This window comes from Micromonospora sp. HUAS YX12 (genome assembly GCF_040215685.1).
GTDB classification, from domain to species: Bacteria; Actinomycetota; Actinomycetes; order Mycobacteriales; family Micromonosporaceae; genus Micromonospora; species Micromonospora tulbaghiae.
The window spans coordinates 1,085,956-1,101,357 of record NZ_CP157974.1 but is presented as its reverse complement, the minus strand read 5'-3'; the positions used below and the strand labels follow the sequence as shown (position 1 = coordinate 1,101,357).

The window sequence follows — 15,402 nt, the reverse complement described above, 5'->3', positions numbered from 1 at the left end:
CATGGCACGTTTACCCGATGTGCGAATCAGATGATCCTGGTCACAGTCATTCCCGGGTTTGGGGCGAAGAACTGGGGAGGTGACGGTGGCGACCGTCGCGCTCAAGGATGTCACCAAGGTGTTCCCGGACGGGACGATCGCGGTCGACACCATCAATCTGGACGTCAACGACGGCGAGTTCATGGTGCTGCTCGGCCCGTCGGGATGCGGGAAATCGACTGTGCTGCGCATGGTGGCCGGGCTGGAGGATCCGTCCTCCGGCGCCATCATGCTCGGCGGTGAGCTGGCGAACGACCTGCCACCACGCGACCGGAAGATCGCCATGGTCTTCCAGGACTTCGCGCTCTATCCGCACATGACAGTCGGCGACAACATCGGCTTCCCGCTGCGGCTCTCCGGCGTCGAGCCCGGCCCGCGCGGCGAGCGGATCCAGGACGTGGCGAGCGCGCTCGGCATCGGCGACGTGCTCGGGCGCAAGCCCAGCCAGCTCTCCGGCGGGCAGCGGCAGCGGGTCGCCATGGGGCGGGCGATAGTGCGCCGGCCCGGCCTGTTCCTGATGGACGAGCCGCTGTCGAACCTGGACAGCGGGCTGCGCGCCGAGCTGCGGGCGGAGATCTCCGGACTCACCCGCGAGCTGGGCGTCACCACCATCTACGTGACCCACGACCAGGCCGAGGCGCTGACCATGGCCGACCGGGTCGCCATCATGCGCAAGGGCGTGCTCCAGGACGTGGGCACCCCCACCCAGGTGTACGGGCGGCCCGCCACGCTCTACGTCGCCGCGTTCCTCGGCAGCCCGAGGATGAACCTGCTGGAGGCGTCGGTCTACGTCCACCTGGACCGCTACGTCACGCTGAACCTCGGTGAGCAGGCGCTCTACCTGCCCTGGGACGACATCCGCAGCCGGGCGGTGGCGCACTACCACGGCGAGCGGATCGTGGTCGGCATGCGCGCCGAGGCGCTCACGCCGGTCGCCCCGGACACCGCCGGTGACGTCCTGCACGGGCGCATCCGCTACCTGGAGCACCACGGCCACGAGTCGCTCGCGTTCCTCGACATCGGCGCCACCGCGATCGTGGTGGACGAGATGGGCACCCCGGTCGAGCAGGCCGCACCGGGCCAGCGCGGCCTGCGCCGGTTCAACCAGGTGATGCAGCGGCTCACCGGCCGCGCGACGGAGGCGCCGGCCCCGGCCCCGGAGGCCGGCGGGGGCGGCGGCAACCGCACCAGCGTGCTGCCCGACCCGGGCCGCCACCACCGTCGTCCGGCGGAACTGGCGGTACGGCTCGCGCCGTACCCGCAGGTGTCGCCCGGGCACCCGCTCGCCGTGCAGGTACGGATGGACGCGCTGCACTTCTTCGACGAGCGTGGCGACCGCATCGACGTCGGCTGGCGGTGAAAGGAAGGGCACCCTATTAACGCCTCCGGTAGAGGAAGGGCCCCCTATTAACAATCACCGCCCGGCGGGACGGGCCGGTGACGGCGGTACGGGCCCCAGCCGACGAAGCGGGCGAACAGGTCGGTGGGGACGGGCGCGTCGTCCGGGTTGAGCCGGTAGAGGTCGCGCGTCGCCTCGTAGAACAGCCCGCACAGGTAGATGGCCAGGCCGATCTGGTTGTCCTCGTACTCGGTCTTGAGCAGCAGCCGGGCCATCGGGCACGGCCACGGCCGGCCGCAGGCCCGGCAGCACCACATCGGACGCAGCGGCGTGTGCGGGGTGGCGTGCAGCGGGTACGGCCGGGGGCGATCCGGCGTGGGCCCGTCCGGCGGCTGCCCGAGCTGGTGGCTGATCACTGGCGCTCCTCGTGCTGCTCCCGGGCGGTCCGGCCGCCGTCGGCTCCGCGTTGGTCCGGCGGCCGGTGGCCGCCGTCGGCTCCGCGCTGCTGAGGGGCGGACCAGCGGCCGCCGTTGGCCCGCCACTGCTGGGCCGGGGTGAGGTTGCCGACCCGGCCGGGGCCCATCGTCGGCAGTGGACGCGTCGGCTGCCGCATCCACTCCGGCAGGTTGTCGCCCCGTACCCGGTGGGGCAGTGTCGGTGCCGACGCACCCCGGCAGCGGAACCAGCGCAGTCGCACGGCGCAACTCCTCTCGGTAGCGGGAACCGGACGAATTCGGCTCCACTGCGTGACAGTCTCGTCACCGCGCCGCTAGGGTCGGAAGGCGTTCCACCCCCACCTTCCTGGCCGTCCTACCGGCCGCCTTTCCGTGTGCAGCCGTGTGCAGAGGTGTGCAGATGATCCGTGTGCCGTTGTGGGAACTGTTCGCCGGCGAACTGCGCCGGTTACGTACCGATGCCGGGCTGACCCAGGAGGCGTTGGGCGAGCGGGTGAGCTATTCGGCCTCGCTCGTGGCGGCCGTCGAGCAGTGCCGCCGGGCGCCGCGCGCCGAGTTCACCGAGCGCTGCGACGAGGTGCTGAACGGCGGTGGCCTGCTGGTGCGCATCCGGGACGCGCTGATGCAGGAGGCGCTGATGCCGTGGTTCCGCGAGTGGGTGAGCATCGAGCAGGAGGCTGCCTCACTGCGTAGCTTCGAGCCGCTGGTTGTTCCCGGTCTGTTGCAGACCGAGGAGTACGCCCGCGCGCTCTACGAGGGAGCCGCGCAGTTCGTCGGCGAGGCTGTCGAACAGCAGGTGGCCGCCCGGCTTGCCCGGCAGGCGGTGCTGGAAGGCCCCACGCCGCCGCAGCTCGTGGTGGTGCTCGACCATTCGGTGTTGAGCCGCCCGGTCGGTGGGCCGAAGGTGATGCGGGAGCAGTTGACGCACCTGGTCGAGATGGGCCGGCGACCGCGGGTGCACCTGCATCTGGTGTCGGAGACGGTCGGTGCCTACCCCGGGCTCAACGGCGCGTTCGTGCTCGCCACCCCCGCCGACGGCGATGACGTGGGCTACCTCGATAACCAGTTGCACGGCACAATCGTGGAGCGGACGGTGGATGTGAACTCACTGCGACAGACCTGGGAGTCCGTCCGCGCGGAGGCGATGCCGCACGGGGCGACCCTGGCGGCGATCTCGGAGGCGGCGAAGCGATGGAGTTGACCGGCGCGACCTGGCGCAAGAGCACCCGCAGCAGCGGCAACGGTGGCAACTGTGTCGAGGTGGCGGACAACGTGCCCGGTGTGGTGGGGGTGCGGGACAGCAAGGACCGGCAGGGGCCGGTGCTGACGTTCACGCCGTCGAGCTGGACGGCGTTCGTCGCGCACACCAAGCGCACCTGACCCTGATGCGATGCCGCACGGTGCGACCCTGGCGGCGATCTCGGAGGCGGCGAAACGATGGAGTTGACCGGCGCGACCTGGCGTAAGAGCACGCGCAGCAGCGGCAACCAGGGTGACTGTGTTGAGGTGGCGGACAACGTGCCCGGTGTGGTGGGGGTGCGGGACAGCAAGGACCGGCAGGGGCCGTTGCTGACGTTCACGCCGTCGAGCTGGGCGGCGTTCGTCGCGCACACCAAGCGGGCGTGACTGACGTACCGGATCTCGGTCCCCCGCCACGGCGCATCCCCGTTGACGCGGCGCAGGTGCGTCGTCTGGTCGCCGACCAGTTCCCGCACCTGGCCGGCCTCCGGATCGAGCCGGTCGCCAACGGCGGCTGGGACAACTGGACCTTCCACCTCGGCCCCGAGCTGCTGGTACGGCTGCCCAGCGCCGCCGAGTACGCCCTGGCCGTCGACAAGGAACATCGCTGGCTACCGGCCCTCGCCGCTCGGCTGCCGCTACCCGTCCCCGGCCCGGTGGCGAGAGGCGAGCCGGGTGCCGGCTACCCCTATCCGTGGTCGATCTACCGATGGCTCGACGGCGAGACCGCGCGGCCGGACCGCATCGCCGAACCGGTGCGGTTCGCGCTCGACCTGGCCGGATTCCTCGCGGCCCTGCGGAACGTGGACGCCGCCGGTGGTCCGCAGCCGGGTGTCCACAACTGGTTCCGGGGCGGCACGCTGCGCACGTACGACGGGAAGGTCGAGCAGGCGCTCGTGGCACTGGACGGCCATGTCGATGCCGAGTTGGTACGCGAGATCTGGGCGCGGGCGGTGGGCGCCCGCTGGGACGGGGTGGACCGCTGGTTCCACGGCGACATCGCCCCGGGGAACCTGCTGCTCACGCACGGCCGCCTGGCGGCCGTCATCGACTTCGGGACGTGCGGCGTCGGTGACCCGGCCTGCGACCTGGCGATCGCCTGGACGTTGCTGACGGCTGAGGGGCGGGAGGCGTTCCGCGAGCGGCTGCCGGTGGACGACGCGACGTGGGCGCGCGGACGTGGCTGGGCCCTCTGGAAGACGCTGTCCACCTACTCCCGCACCTTCGACGACCCCGAGGACGCGGAGGAGGCAGCCGAGGCGCAACGCATTCTCGGGGAGATATTCGCCGGATAGCTGACCGGTCTCTCACCCGGCGTCGGTGGTCCGCTGATCCGGCGCGAACGGCCACTCCTCGAACGACAGGCACCGGCCGTCCTCGGCGAAGCGCATGATCCAGAGGTCGCGCCACTCCTGGTGGACGGGGTCGCCGTACCGCACCTGCACCCGTGCCACAGCGGTGTCGCCGTCGACCGCGACGACCTCCGAGGTCATCTCGAAGACCTCGTCGGGTCCGTCGCGGTGGCTCTCCCACATGCGGGCGATGGCGGGCAGGCCGACGACCGGATCCCGGTACGGCCCCTGCCGGTAGCTCGCGTCGGGAGTGAACATCGTGCCGAGCGCTGTCGTTCCCGGTGTGCGCCACGCCTGCTCGTACGCCGCGATCCAGGCGGCCACCCGATTCCTGTCCATGGTTGCCAGCCTGCCATGCGCGTGTGTCCGGGGCTCCCAGGTCGGCCGCCGGGGGTCGTCGTTGTGCACGACGACATCGGCGTGCTCGGCCGGGCGGGCCGTGGCGAAGTAGAGCCGCTGGGCGGGGAGGTAACGCTCCCGCCAGCGCCGTTCGACGTCCGCCGGGGACGACACCTGGCGCTCACGGATCACGGCACGATCCACGGTCTTGTCGAGCGCGGTCGACACGAAGACGCGCAGCTCCCAGCGGTCGACCAGTTCCGGGCGCAGGAGGAAGACGCCGTCGACGATCAGCACGGCGTCGGCGGGGGCGGTCGTGAGCGGCGGAGACAGCACCGTATCCGTCGCGTGGTCGTAGACCGTGTGCCGGAAGCGCCGGTCTCCGTCCGGGCCGAGCGGATCGAGCAGCACCCGGTTCAGCGCCCCGTGGTCGTGGGTGTCGACGTAGCAGCCCTCGGCCGAGAACTCGCCGCGCCGGTAGCGCCGCGCCCGGGGGAAGAGGAAGTCGTCGACAGTCGCCCGGATGACGCTGCGGCCCCGCGTACGCAAAAGGGAGGCCAGCTCGTCGGCGAGCGTGGTCTTGCCGGCGGCGGGCGGCCCGTCGACCGCGACCCGCGTCGGGTGCGGCACGGTGACGGACCCGACCGCGTCGGCCAGGTGGGCGAGCAACTCGTCCCGGGAGCCCCCCTGAGTCGGGGCGGGAGTTTGACTGCCGTCCATGCCGTCCCCCTCTCCCATGCGGCAGAGCATGCGATCAGAGTGAACCGGCCGTGGTGCCGGACCGCCGGACCAGCAGGGCGCACCCCACGGCGGAACTGACCGCCTGCGCGAGCAGCAGATGCCAGCCGAGCGCCTCGTGCGCCTGCACCGTCACCAGGCCGACCGAGACCGGCAGCGTCAGGACGGCGAGGACGTCGATGCCGTTGAGGAGCCACAGCAGCATGCCGGCCGGGAACGCCCCGAGCGGCGTGTCGATCAGGATGGTGCCGATCGAGGCGGCGCTCGCCTTCGCCCGCTGGTAGGCGCCCACCGCGACGGCCGGGCCGGCCAGCAGACCGAGCGCCCACCACGGTCCGGTGAGCGCGCCGGAGACCTGGAGCACGGCCAGGGTGATGGCGAGCCACACGCCGGCGACGGCGGCGGGGACCGCGAGCCGCTGCGCGGTCACCAGGCGCCCTGTGGTGCCGAGCAGCCGCAGCATCGCCGGGTTCGAGGCGTCGCTGTGGGTGGACTCCGCGGTGAGACCGGCGGCGGCCAGCGCGCCGATCAGGACCACGCCGAGAAGGAGCCACGTGGGGCCGTCGGCGAGGTAGACCGGGACGGCGGCCGTGCCCACCAGCCACCAGAGCCGCGCGGCCTTACGGCGCAGGATGATCAGATCCTGGGCGACGAACGGCGGCACCCGGCGGGCGGACAGCAGGCGCGTCGTCCGTACCCGCGTGCGGCTGCGCCAGAAACGGCGGGCGCTCATCTCGGTCAGGTAGGAGGGTTCGACCGCGTAGACGACGTCGGCGTAGGCGCCCGCGTTCATCGACGCCTCGGCGATCGGCGCGGTCGGCCAGTCCTCCAGCGCCCGCCAGGTCAGCACGACCGCGATCAGCCCGGCGGTCAGGGCGGCGGCGCCGGTGACGAGCACCGCCACCGGCGGTACGAGCGACGAGGGCAGACGATGGTCGCCGGTGACGCGCAGCGCGGCGGCCAGGACGAGGCAGCCCGCGCCGGTCGCGATGCCGATGCCGTCGGCGATCCGGGCGGCGGAGGGCCGCCGCTGGCACGCGAGCGCGAGCAGCGCCGCGAAGACCGCGACCGCCGCGCCGGTGACGCCGCTGGCCGCCACCGTCAGGAGCCCCGCCGGGCGAGCGGCGACATGTCCGGCCACGGCGATACCGGTGACGGCGCCGACGACGAGCGCGGCGACGGTGGTCAGCGTGAGCGCCGGCGCCAGCAGGGAGCGCCGGGGCAGCGGGGCCGGCAGCAGCCAGGTGGCGTCGCTGCGGCTGACCGACAGCGGGCCGAGCTGACGCAGGACGACGAAGAAGGCGGCCAGGACGGCCACGGCGCCGACGAACGGGGTCACCGCCGCGTCACCGCCGGGCGCGTCCGGCGGCCAGACGACACGGACCAGCGGTTGCCCGAGGAGCGCGGCGGCCATCAGGACGGCGAGGGTCGCCGCGTAGACGGTGCCGATGTCGGCGCGGCCCTCGGCGGCGATCCGGCGGCGGCGGATCCAGCGGCGGGCGTCGACAGCGACAGGGGAGTCCGGCCGGACCGGAGCCTCGATCGGCGTCACCTCAGCTCTCCGGGCGGGTGAGCACGAGTTCGTCCGCTCCGACGCCGCACCGGAACCCGTCGTCGTGGCTGGCCATGACGAGCGTGCCGCCGCTCTCCACGTACGAGCGCAGGTGCGCGGCGATCGCGCCCTTGATCCGGGTGTCGAGGCGCTGCTCGGGCTCGTCGAGGACGAGCAGCCGGCTGGGCCGCACCAGGGTCGCGGCGAGCAGGAAGCGCTGGCGCTGCCCGGAGGAGAGCGTGATGGGCAGGCTGTCGGAGAGACCGGTCAGGCCGAGGGTGGCGCAGAGTTCGTCGATGTGCCCGTCGTCCGGGTCGCCGCCGTTCACCACCCGGACCAGTTCGAGGTGCTCGCGCACGGTCAGACCCTGGTACCAGCTCGGCGACTCCACAGTGGTGGCGACCTGCCGCCAGAAGTCCGCGCCGCGGCCGGGCACCGCGTCGAAGACGGAGATGTCGCCGGTGGACGGCTCCTGGAGGCCGGTGATGCAGCGCAGCAGGGTGGACTTGCCGGCACCGTTCTCGCCGACGAGCGCGACGGCGGCGCCCTCGGGCACCCGGAGGTCGATGCCGTCCAGGACCAGCGTCGAGCCGTACGTGACAGTCACCTGCCGGACGTCGACAGCCGGGGTCATCGCGAGATTCTCAAGATCAGGACTCCGTGGGAATAGTCGCATTTCGCCCGGGCATTATCGCAGTCTGCCGCTGTGCGAATGGTCAGTGCTCGGCGATGGCATCGCGTCACCGCCTTGCCGACGTTGTTACTGGCTAGTAGCGTTCGGGCATGAGCATCGACTCTCGCCAGGTGGCGGCCGGTCTCCTCGACGCCGTGCCGTTCGCCCGCACGCTCGGAATCGAGTTCGTCGAGGTGGCGCCCGACGCCGAGAGCGGGGTCCGGGCCGTGGTCCGGCTCCCCGACGACCCGGCGCACCACAACCACGTGGGCGGCCCGCACGCCGGCGCCATGTTCACGCTGGGGGAGACCGCCTCCGGCGCGGTTGTCCTGGCCGCGTTCGGGCAGGTGCTCGACCGGGCCGTACCCCTGGCCGTGACGGCGACCATCCGCTACCTCAAGGTGGCCATGGGGCCGGTGCTGGCGACCGCGCGGCTCGGCGGCACGCCGGCCGAGGTGCTGGCCGAGCTGGACGCCGGACGGCGGCCGGAGTTCCCCGTCGAGGTGGAGGTCCGCACCGAGGACGGCACGCTCACCTCCTCGCTCACCGTGATCTGGACGCTGCGCCCGCACCGCTGAGCCCCGAATGGTGTTTGCCCGGCGCGGGGGCTGGATAGATTCAAGCGATGCTGGGCCTCCCCGCGCACGTGAGCGCGTGTCTCTTCGACCTGGACGGTGTGCTGACGCAGACCGCCAAGGTGCACAACGCCGCCTGGGCGGAGACGTTCGACGCGTACCTGCGGCGACGGTCGGCCGAAACCGGCGAGCCGTTCCACCCGTTCGACCCCGGACCGGACTACAACCGGTACGTGGACGGCAGACCGCGCGCCGACGGGGTGCGCACATTCCTGGCCTCGCGCGGCATCACGCTGCCCGAAGGATCGCCGGACGACCCGCCCGAGGCGGACACCGTCAACGGCCTCGGCAACCGTAAGAACGCCGTCCTGCTCCAGCGGATCGAGCAGCACGGCGTCGAGGTGTACGAGGGTTCGGTGCGCTACCTGGAAGCAGCCACCACGGCCGGGCTGCGCCGCGCGGTCGTCTCGGCCAGCGCCAACTGCGCCGCCGTGGTGCACGCCGCCGGGCTGGACCGCTGGCTGGAGGCGCGGGTGGACGGCGTGGTCGCCCGCGAGCGCGGGCTGCGCGGCAAACCGCACCCGGACACGTTCCTGGAGGGCGCGCGGATGCTCGGCGTCGAACCGGCGCGGGCCGCCGTCTTCGAGGACGCCCTGGCCGGGGTGGCCGCCGGGCGGGCCGGCGGATTCGGGTACGTCGTCGGCGTCGACCGGGTCGGCCAGGCCGACGAGCTGCTGGCGCACGGCGCCGACGTGGTGGTCACGGACCTCGCCGACCTTCTCGCCGCGGAGCCGGCCGCGTGATCCGGGAACGGGCGTACCCGGTCGAGCCCTGGCACGTCCGGGAGATGCAGCTCGACATGGACGTGCTGGCCCAGTCCGAGTCCGTGTTCGCGCTGTCGAACGGGCACATCGGGTTGCGGGGCAACCTCGACGAGGGCGAGCCGCACGGGCTGCCCGGCACCTACCTGAACTCCTTCTACGAGCTGCGCCCGCTGCCGTACGCGGAGGCCGGCTTCGGTTTCCCCGAGTCCGGGCAGACCATCGTCAACGTCACCAACGGCAAGCTGATCCGGCTCCTCGTCGACGACGAGCCGCTCGACGTGCGCTACGGCGAACTGCTCGCCCACGAGCGGGTTCTCGACATGCGCGCCGGCACGCTCCAGCGGGCCCTGCACTGGCGCTCCCCGGCCGGCCGCGAGGTCAAGGTCCGCACCACCCGGCTGGTGTCGTTCACCCAGCGCTCGGTGGCAGCCATCCACTACGAGGTGGAGCCGGTCGACGGGCCGCTGCGCCTGATCCTCCAGTCCGAGCTGGTCGCCAACGAGTCGCTGCCGCCGCAGAGCCGCGACCCCCGGGTGGCCGCCGTACTGGAGTCGCCGTTGCAGGCCGAGGAGGAGCTGACCACCGACGACGGCGGCCAGCTCATCCACCGCACCAAGGTCAGCGGCCTGCGGGTCGCCGCCGCGATGGGCCACGACATCGACGGGCCCGAACGCACCACGATCGAGAGCGAGGGGTACGAGGACTGGGTCCGCACCACCATCGGCTGCGTGCTCAAGCCCGGCCAGACGCTGCGGGTGGTCAAGTACCTCACGTACGGCTGGTCCAGCCGCCGGTCCCTCCCGGCGTTGCGCGACCAGGTCGGCGCGGCGCTCGCAGCGGCCCGGCTCGACGGCTGGGACGGCCTGCGCCGGGCCCAGCGCGAATACCTGGACGCGTTCTGGGACGCCGCCGACGTGCGCGTCGAGGGCGACCCCGAGGTGCAGCAGGCCGTCCGGTTCGGCCTCTTCCACGTCCTCCAGGCCGGCGCCCGCGCGGAACGGCGGCCGATCGCCGCCAAGGGCCTCACCGGCCCGGGGTACGACGGCCACGCGTTCTGGGACACCGAGATGTTCGTGCTGCCGGTGCTCACGTACACGCAGCCGGGAGCGGTGCGGGACGCGTTGCAGTGGCGGTACGACACGCTGGCCCAGGCGCAGGAACGCGCCCGCACGCTGAACCTCGAAGGCGCCGCCTTCCCGTGGCGCACCATCGAGGGGCCGGAGTCGTCGGCGTACTGGCCGGCCGGGACCGCCGCGTTCCACATCGCCGCCGACGTCGCCGACGCGCTGCGCCGCTACGTGCTGGTCACCGGCGACGAGGCGCTGGAACGGGAGATCGGACTGGAACTGCTCGTCGAGACCGCCCGGCTGTGGCGCTCGCTCGGCCATCACGACCGCGCCGGACGGTTCCACATCGACGGCGTGACCGGCCCGGACGAGTACACAGCGGTGAAGAACGACAACGTCTACACCAACCTGATGGCCCAGCGGAACCTGCGTACCGCCGCGGACTGCGCGATGCGCTACCGGGACCAGGCGCTCGACCTCGGCGTCACCGAGGAGGAGGCCGCCGTGTGGCGGGACGCCGCGAACGACATGCACGTCCCGTACGACGCGGAGACCGAGGTGCACGAGCAGGTGGAGGGGTTCACCCGCTTCCAGGAGTGGGACTTCGAGCACACGCCGCCGGAGAAGTACCCGCTGCTGCTGCACTACCCGTACTTCGACCTCTACCGCAAGCAGGTCGTCAAGCAGGCCGACCTGGTGCTGGCCATGCACTGGCGGGGCGACGCGTTCAGTGCCGCCGAGAAGCTGCGCAACTTCGTCTACTACGAGCGGCGCACCGTACGCGACTCGTCGCTGAGCGCCTGCACCCAGGCGGTGCTGGCGGCCGAGGTCGGCTACCTCGAACTGGCCCACCGCTACCTGCGCGAGGCCGCGCTGATGGACCTGCACGACCTCAACGAGAACACCCGCGACGGCGTGCACATGGCGTCCCTGGCCGGCGCCTGGATCGCGCTCGTCGCCGGGTTCGGCGGGCTGCGGGACCACGACGGGACGCTCTCCTTCGCGCCCCGGCTCTCCAGCCGCCTCAGCCGCCTGGAGTTCTCGCTCCAGTGGCAGGGGATGCGGCTGCGGGTCGACGTCCGGCCGCACCAGACGACGTACTCGCTGCGCAACGGCAGCCCGGACACCGTCGTGGAGCTGCGGCATCACGGCGAGCCGCTGCGGGTCACCTCCGCGCAGCCGGTCACCGTGGCGGTGCCCCCGATGCACCCGCGCGAGCCGCAGCCGGAGCAGCCGCAGGGCCGCGCGCCGCTGATGCACCTGCCCGAACGCATGGACTGAGCGGCCCCGCCACGAGGGGCGGGACCGCTCGGTGCGCGTACCTCAGAACTGGCGGCCGTTGGACGGACGCCCGCCGGCGTCGCGCGGCGCCGTGGCCCGCGGATCGTCGGCGGTACGCGCCGTCGAGGCGCGGTCGGCCCAGTCCGGCGAGCCCTTCAGCTCCTGCTTACGGCGTTCCTGGTCGGTGAGTTCCTGTTCCCGGGACCTGTCCTGTTTCGCCATGACGATCCTCGCGATCGGTCGGGGTCCGTGGTCACCCCGCGCGTTCCCGCCCGGCGGCGGCTCAACCCTCCAGGTGCCGGGCGAAGCTGCGCCGCAGGTGGTCCTTCGGGCGGGAGCCGACGATCGAGCCGACCACCTCGCCGCCCCGGAACACGAGCATCGTCGGCGCGGACATGATCCGGTGGGCGCGTGCGGTGGCCGGGTTCTCGTCGGTGTTGACTGTGACGAAGCGCAGCGCGTCGCCGAACTCCTCGGCCAGCTCGGCCAGGTGCTTCGACACCACCCGGCACGGCGGGCACCACTCGGCCCAGAAGTCCACCACCACCGGCCGGTCGGCGGCCAGAACGGCGGCCGCGAAGGTGTCGTCGGTGACCGGGGTCAGCCGGCCGGTCCCCGTGTCCTGAGGCATGTTTCCTCCCGCTGGGCGATCGCGTGGGCGAGCTGGTCGTGCAGTCGGCGGCGGACGTCGCCGAGCCGGTCGAGGTAGTCGTCCACCTCGGCGAGCTTGCGCCGCAGCACCGCGACCGAATCGGGGCAGACGTCGCCGGAGTCGTGCCCGGCGCGCAGGCAGGCGACGAACGGGCGGATGTCGTCCAGGCCGAAGCCGATCGCCAGCAGGGACCGGATCTCGCGGACGACGCGCAGCTCCGCCTCGTCGTAGACCCGGTATCCGTTGGCGGACCGGTTCGGCCGGACCAGCCCGTGGGCCTCGTAGTAGCGCAGGGTGCGAGTGCTCGTACCGGCCCGCTGCGCCAGCTCCCCGATCCGCATCCGCCGCCCCCGTTCCTCTCTGTGGGTCGACGCTAAACCTTTCCGCCGACGTCAACGCAACCCCGCACGCGTCGGGTCTCCCCTGGTCTCCCCGTCGATCATGAAGTTAGCGGCCTTGTGGATCTCGGAATCTGCCGCCAACTTCATGATCGACGCGATCCTGGGCGTGAGGGGTGCGGCTGATCGTCGGGGTGGGGGGTATGCGGGGAGGGAGAGCGGGAGGGGACAGCGGGGGGTGAAGGAAATGCGTGAGGTTTCGGTGCCTGTGGTGGACGGCGGGCTCGTGGGGGACGTGGTGGTGCCTGCCGAGGCGCAGGGGGTGGTGCTGTTCGCCCATGGGAGCGGCAGCTCCCGGCACAGCCCGCGCAACATGGCCGTCGGGCGCGCGCTGAACGAGCGTGGACTCGGCACGATGCTCGTCGACCTGCTGACGGCCGACGAGGAGGCTCGGGACGAGGTCACCGCCGAACTGCGCTTCGACATCGGCATGCTGGCCGAACGCCTGGCCGGGATCGTCGACTGGATGGGCGCCGACCCGGAGCTGGGACGGCTCCCGATCGGGCTGTTCGGCGCCAGCACCGGCGCCGCCGCCGCACTGGTCGCCGCCGCGGCCCGGCCGGACCGGGTGGGCGCTGTGGTCTCCCGGGGCGGCCGGCCCGACCTGGCCGGCAGCTCACTGACTGCGGTACGCGCACCGACGCTGCTGCTCGTCGGCGGCCTGGACGAGCAGGTGATCGTGCTCAACGAGCAGGCCCGGGACGCGCTGGGCGAGGTGGCCGAGCTGCGGATCGTCCCCGGCGCCACGCACCTGTTCGAGGAGCCCGGCACGCTGGAGCAGGTGGCCGACCAGGCAGGTAGGTGGTTCACCACGCACCTGCGCCAGCCGCACCCCGCCTGACCGGCGCCGTCAGCCCGCTGCCTCGGCGGCGCGGCCGGGATCGGCGGCCGGGCCGGACTCGGCGGCCCCGCTCCGGTCGGCGGCGCGGTGCCGCTGCACGGTGTCCAGCACCCGCCACAGCACCGCCGCGATCGGCACCGACACGAACGCCCCGGCCACCCCGGCGACCAGCGTGCCGGCGGTGACCACCACCAGGATGACCGCCGGGTGCAGCTGCACCTGCCGCCGCATGACGAGTGGTTCCAGCAGGTTGCCCTCGATCTGCTGGACGGCGATCACGGCGGCCAGGGTCAGCAGCGCGGTGGTGGGACCGTTCGCGGCCAGCGCGACGAGTACCGCCACCGCACCGGCCACCGTGGCGCCGATGATCGGCACGAACCCGCCGAGGAACGTGATCAGGGCGAGCGGCAGGGCCAGCGGGACACGCAACACGACGAGCGCCAGCCCGATCCCGATGGCGTCGATGGCCGCGATGATCATCGTGCCCCGGCTGTACGCGCCGAGCGTCCGCCAGCCCGCCCGTCCCGCCTCGGCGGTCAGCTCCCGGCGCGGGCCGGTCAGCCGGCGCAGCACCCAGTGCCACATCGAGCGGCCGTCCTTGAGCAGGAAGAACAGCAGCACCAGGGCGAGCAGCACCGCGCCCGCGACCTCGGCGACCTTGCGCGCCCCGGCGACCGGGTCGGGCGCGCCGCTGCTCAGGCCCTGCCGGATCTGCTCCACGAGCCGGTCGAGCTGCTGGTCGGTGACCGGCAGGCTGGACGTGACGAAGTCCCGGGTTCGCTGCAACCCCTCGTCGAGCTGCTGGCTCAGCTCGCCGAACTGGCTCGCGGTGAGGTTCCAGACCAGGACGCCGGCGCCGCCCAGGATGCCGAGCAGCAGCAGGATGCTCAGCAGCGCGGCGAGCCCGGCCGGCACCCGCAGCCGGCGCAGGCGTACCAGCACCGGGTCGAGCAGCGCGGCGAGGAAGAGCGTGCCGGCCAGCGCCACCGCCAGCGGCGCGAGCAGTACGGCGATCTGCCCCAGCAGCCACAGCCCCGCCGTCACCACCAGCAGGCAGGCGCTCCAGGTGACCGCCGTCCGTACCGGCCAGGGCAGTCCGGCCCAGGTCTGCCGCGGTCCGGCGGTCGGTGCCCGCCCGGGTATACCAGCGTCGTCGTCCACGTCGCCCTCCTCGATCGAGGCCGTTGGTACCCGACGCGGGCCGATCCGACACCAGGGCCGCAACCGCCCACCCGGCGTTCGTGCCCCCGGCCTTAGGGAAGGCATTCAACGTATCGAAGGGAGATCCACCATGGGCGACTTCATGAACAAGGGTGTCGACATGGCGCAGCGGCGGGGGAGCGTGGCCGCTGCGGCGTCGGGCCGGCCTCCACAGGGGAGACCGGCCCGTTCGTCAGGGGTCGCGGGTCAGGAGCTGTAACCCCGGCCGGCGATCCAGTTGGCCAGCTCGGCCACGTCCATCCAGTACGTCGGCTCGTCCGGCCGGGCCGGGTCGGCGATCAGCACCCGGTCGCCGTCGCCCTCGTACCGCACGACAGTCACGTAGTGGCCGGGGTAGCTGTGCTCCACCCCGTCGATGTCCCGGGCACCGCCCAGGATGTTCGCCACCACCGGCCGGTCGTCGTCCACGGCGCTACGGATGTCCGCGCGCAGGCGTTCGACCTGCTCCCGGGTGGCCACGTCGTCGCGGATCTCGGTGGTCCGGTACTTGCCACCGGTGTACTCGTTGAGCACCCGGGTGATGTCGATGGCCGAGTCGGTGCCGTTCTCGGTGGTACCCAGCTTGGCGGCCAGCTCGTCCTGGCTCACGTCCTTGCCTTCGGCCGACAGCGCGATCCGGGTCGAGGCGGGACCGCAGTAGAAGAAGTTGGGCTGCGCCTGGTACTCGTAGTCGGCGGTGCGGTCACCCTTGCCCTTGACCGGGGCGGCGTGGGCGGCGGCGGCCGGACCGGCGATGGCACTGCCGGCCGCGGCCAGACCGGCGACGGACAGCACACACTTACGGATGATCGGGTTCATGGTCGAGGCTCCATTCGGG

The 15,402-nt window shown here is 72.6% G+C and carries 19 protein-coding genes and 1 pseudogene; 9 read left to right on the top strand and 11 right to left on the bottom strand.

What is annotated here, in order from left to right; genetic code table 11:
- Positions 1–85: 85 nt before the first annotated feature.
- Entirely contained in the window at positions 86–1,399 is a 1,314-nt protein-coding gene (locus tag ABIH81_RS05495) for an ABC transporter ATP-binding protein (RefSeq protein ID WP_349879314.1), read from the top strand.
- A 47-nt stretch (positions 1,400–1,446) separates the two neighbouring features.
- Here ABIH81_RS05495 and ABIH81_RS05490 read toward each other — a convergent pair whose 3' ends face one another.
- Together ABIH81_RS05490 and ABIH81_RS05485 are read right to left on the bottom strand one after the other, a co-directional pair.
- Entirely contained in the window at positions 1,447–1,794 is a 348-nt protein-coding gene (locus ABIH81_RS05490; RefSeq protein ID WP_349879313.1) for a hypothetical protein, read from the bottom strand.
- Positions 1,791–2,075, bottom strand: a complete 285-nt coding sequence (locus ABIH81_RS05485; protein ID WP_349879312.1) for a hypothetical protein — start codon at positions 2,073–2,075, stop codon at positions 1,791–1,793. The genes ABIH81_RS05490 and ABIH81_RS05485 overlap by 4 nt, the downstream gene beginning before the upstream one ends.
- 158 nt (positions 2,076–2,233) lie before the next feature.
- Here ABIH81_RS05485 and ABIH81_RS05480 point away from each other — a divergent pair, with 158 nt between their 5' ends.
- The 4 genes from ABIH81_RS05480 to ABIH81_RS05465 are packed head-to-tail and all read left to right on the top strand — an operon-like array spanning position 2,234 to position 4,367.
- On the top strand, positions 2,234–3,034 hold the full coding sequence (locus ABIH81_RS05480) for a helix-turn-helix transcriptional regulator (protein ID WP_349879311.1): 801 nt from the start codon (positions 2,234–2,236) through the stop codon (positions 3,032–3,034).
- On the top strand, positions 3,025–3,213 hold the full coding sequence (locus tag ABIH81_RS05475) for a DUF397 domain-containing protein (RefSeq protein ID WP_349879310.1): 189 nt from the start codon (positions 3,025–3,027) through the stop codon (positions 3,211–3,213). The genes ABIH81_RS05480 and ABIH81_RS05475 overlap by 10 nt, the downstream gene beginning before the upstream one ends.
- Before the next feature lie 57 nt (positions 3,214–3,270).
- On the top strand, positions 3,271–3,459 hold the full coding sequence (locus ABIH81_RS05470) for a DUF397 domain-containing protein (protein WP_349879309.1): 189 nt from the start codon (positions 3,271–3,273) through the stop codon (positions 3,457–3,459).
- Positions 3,456–4,367: an aminoglycoside phosphotransferase family protein gene (locus tag ABIH81_RS05465; RefSeq protein WP_349879308.1), complete on the top strand. Its 912-nt coding sequence runs from the start codon at positions 3,456–3,458 to the stop codon at positions 4,365–4,367. Before ABIH81_RS05470 ends, ABIH81_RS05465 begins: the two co-directional genes overlap by 4 nt.
- A 12-nt stretch (positions 4,368–4,379) precedes the next feature.
- Here the strand turns inward: ABIH81_RS05465 and ABIH81_RS05460 are convergent, their stop codons facing one another.
- The 4 genes and pseudogenes from ABIH81_RS05460 to ABIH81_RS05445 all read right to left on the bottom strand — a co-directional run bounded on the left by ABIH81_RS05460 (position 4,380) and on the right by ABIH81_RS05445 (position 7,687).
- A complete protein-coding gene (locus tag ABIH81_RS05460; protein WP_349881012.1) occupies positions 4,380–4,763 on the bottom strand; it encodes a nuclear transport factor 2 family protein in 384 nt (127 codons plus the stop codon).
- Between the two features lie 33 nt (positions 4,764–4,796).
- Positions 4,797–5,483 (bottom strand): annotated as a pseudogene (locus ABIH81_RS05455) (AAA family ATPase); the annotation flags it as partial.
- A 34-nt stretch (positions 5,484–5,517) separates the two neighbouring features.
- The gene (locus ABIH81_RS05450; protein WP_349879307.1) at positions 5,518–7,053 is read right to left on the bottom strand and encodes a DUF6297 family protein; all 1,536 of its coding nucleotides are present in this window, start codon (positions 7,051–7,053) and stop codon (positions 5,518–5,520) included.
- 1 nt (position 7,054) lies between these two features.
- Positions 7,055–7,687 (bottom strand): ABC transporter ATP-binding protein, encoded by a 633-nt coding sequence (locus ABIH81_RS05445; RefSeq protein WP_349879306.1) that lies wholly within the window; start codon positions 7,685–7,687, stop codon positions 7,055–7,057.
- A gap of 149 nt (positions 7,688–7,836) precedes the next feature.
- Here ABIH81_RS05445 and ABIH81_RS05440 point away from each other — a divergent pair, with 149 nt between their 5' ends.
- From ABIH81_RS05440 to ABIH81_RS05430, 3 genes are read left to right on the top strand one after another with little or no spacing between them, the layout of a single operon-like run.
- Positions 7,837–8,304, top strand: a complete 468-nt coding sequence (locus tag ABIH81_RS05440) for a DUF4442 domain-containing protein (RefSeq protein ID WP_349879305.1) — start codon at positions 7,837–7,839, stop codon at positions 8,302–8,304.
- Positions 8,305–8,351: 47 nt separating this feature from the next.
- Positions 8,352–9,104: a beta-phosphoglucomutase family hydrolase gene (locus ABIH81_RS05435; RefSeq protein WP_349879304.1), complete on the top strand. Its 753-nt coding sequence runs from the start codon at positions 8,352–8,354 to the stop codon at positions 9,102–9,104.
- On the top strand, positions 9,101–11,473 hold the full coding sequence (locus tag ABIH81_RS05430) for a glycoside hydrolase family 65 protein (protein WP_349879303.1): 2,373 nt from the start codon (positions 9,101–9,103) through the stop codon (positions 11,471–11,473). The genes ABIH81_RS05435 and ABIH81_RS05430 overlap by 4 nt, the downstream gene beginning before the upstream one ends.
- 42 nt (positions 11,474–11,515) lie before the next feature.
- On the opposite strand, the gene ABIH81_RS05425 is transcribed toward ABIH81_RS05430, so the two are convergent.
- The 3 genes from ABIH81_RS05425 to ABIH81_RS05415 form a co-directional block, all read right to left on the bottom strand.
- Positions 11,516–11,695 (bottom strand): hypothetical protein, encoded by a 180-nt coding sequence (locus ABIH81_RS05425; RefSeq protein ID WP_349879302.1) that lies wholly within the window; start codon positions 11,693–11,695, stop codon positions 11,516–11,518.
- Positions 11,696–11,756: 61 nt separating this feature from the next.
- Positions 11,757–12,104: a thioredoxin gene (trxA, locus tag ABIH81_RS05420; protein ID WP_349879301.1), complete on the bottom strand. Its 348-nt coding sequence runs from the start codon at positions 12,102–12,104 to the stop codon at positions 11,757–11,759.
- The gene (locus tag ABIH81_RS05415; protein WP_349879300.1) at positions 12,074–12,466 is read right to left on the bottom strand and encodes a MerR family transcriptional regulator; all 393 of its coding nucleotides are present in this window, start codon (positions 12,464–12,466) and stop codon (positions 12,074–12,076) included. The genes trxA and ABIH81_RS05415 overlap by 31 nt, the downstream gene beginning before the upstream one ends.
- Before the next feature lie 244 nt (positions 12,467–12,710).
- Between ABIH81_RS05415 and ABIH81_RS05410 the strand changes: the two genes are divergently transcribed.
- On the top strand, positions 12,711–13,364 hold the full coding sequence (locus ABIH81_RS05410; RefSeq protein ID WP_349879298.1) for a dienelactone hydrolase family protein: 654 nt from the start codon (positions 12,711–12,713) through the stop codon (positions 13,362–13,364).
- Positions 13,365–13,373: 9 nt separating this feature from the next.
- Here the strand turns inward: ABIH81_RS05410 and ABIH81_RS05405 are convergent, their stop codons facing one another.
- The gene (locus tag ABIH81_RS05405; protein WP_349879297.1) at positions 13,374–14,525 is read right to left on the bottom strand and encodes an AI-2E family transporter; all 1,152 of its coding nucleotides are present in this window, start codon (positions 14,523–14,525) and stop codon (positions 13,374–13,376) included.
- A 246-nt stretch (positions 14,526–14,771) separates the two neighbouring features.
- Positions 14,772–15,383 carry a C39 family peptidase gene (locus ABIH81_RS05400; RefSeq protein ID WP_349879296.1) on the bottom strand — a complete coding sequence of 204 codons (612 nt, stop codon included), beginning with the start codon at positions 15,381–15,383 and terminating at the stop codon, positions 14,772–14,774.
- Between the last annotated feature and the right edge of the window lie 19 nt (positions 15,384–15,402).

Excerpts from the sequence above, each read along its gene's own strand:
- ABIH81_RS05475 (WP_349879310.1), top strand. The coding sequence starts at position 3,025 with ATGGAGTTGACCGGCGCGACCTGGCGCAAGAGCACCCGCAGCAGCGGC.
- ABIH81_RS05400 (WP_349879296.1), bottom strand. The coding sequence starts at position 15,383 with ATGAACCCGATCATCCGTAAGTGTGTGCTGTCCGTCGCCGGTCTGGCC.
- ABIH81_RS05445 (WP_349879306.1), bottom strand. The coding sequence starts at position 7,687 with ATGACCCCGGCTGTCGACGTCCGGCAGGTGACTGTCACGTACGGCTCG.
- ABIH81_RS05425 (WP_349879302.1), bottom strand. The coding sequence starts at position 11,695 with ATGGCGAAACAGGACAGGTCCCGGGAACAGGAACTCACCGACCAGGAA.
- ABIH81_RS05480 (WP_349879311.1), top strand. The coding sequence starts at position 2,234 with ATGATCCGTGTGCCGTTGTGGGAACTGTTCGCCGGCGAACTGCGCCGG.
- ABIH81_RS05435 (WP_349879304.1), top strand. The coding sequence starts at position 8,352 with ATGCTGGGCCTCCCCGCGCACGTGAGCGCGTGTCTCTTCGACCTGGAC.
- trxA (WP_349879301.1), bottom strand. The coding sequence starts at position 12,104 with ATGCCTCAGGACACGGGGACCGGCCGGCTGACCCCGGTCACCGACGAC.
- ABIH81_RS05440 (WP_349879305.1), top strand. The coding sequence starts at position 7,837 with ATGAGCATCGACTCTCGCCAGGTGGCGGCCGGTCTCCTCGACGCCGTG.
- ABIH81_RS05470 (WP_349879309.1), top strand. The coding sequence starts at position 3,271 with ATGGAGTTGACCGGCGCGACCTGGCGTAAGAGCACGCGCAGCAGCGGC.
- ABIH81_RS05410 (WP_349879298.1), top strand. The coding sequence starts at position 12,711 with ATGCGTGAGGTTTCGGTGCCTGTGGTGGACGGCGGGCTCGTGGGGGAC.
- ABIH81_RS05415 (WP_349879300.1), bottom strand. The coding sequence starts at position 12,466 with ATGCGGATCGGGGAGCTGGCGCAGCGGGCCGGTACGAGCACTCGCACC.
- ABIH81_RS05460 (WP_349881012.1), bottom strand. The coding sequence starts at position 4,763 with ATGGACAGGAATCGGGTGGCCGCCTGGATCGCGGCGTACGAGCAGGCG.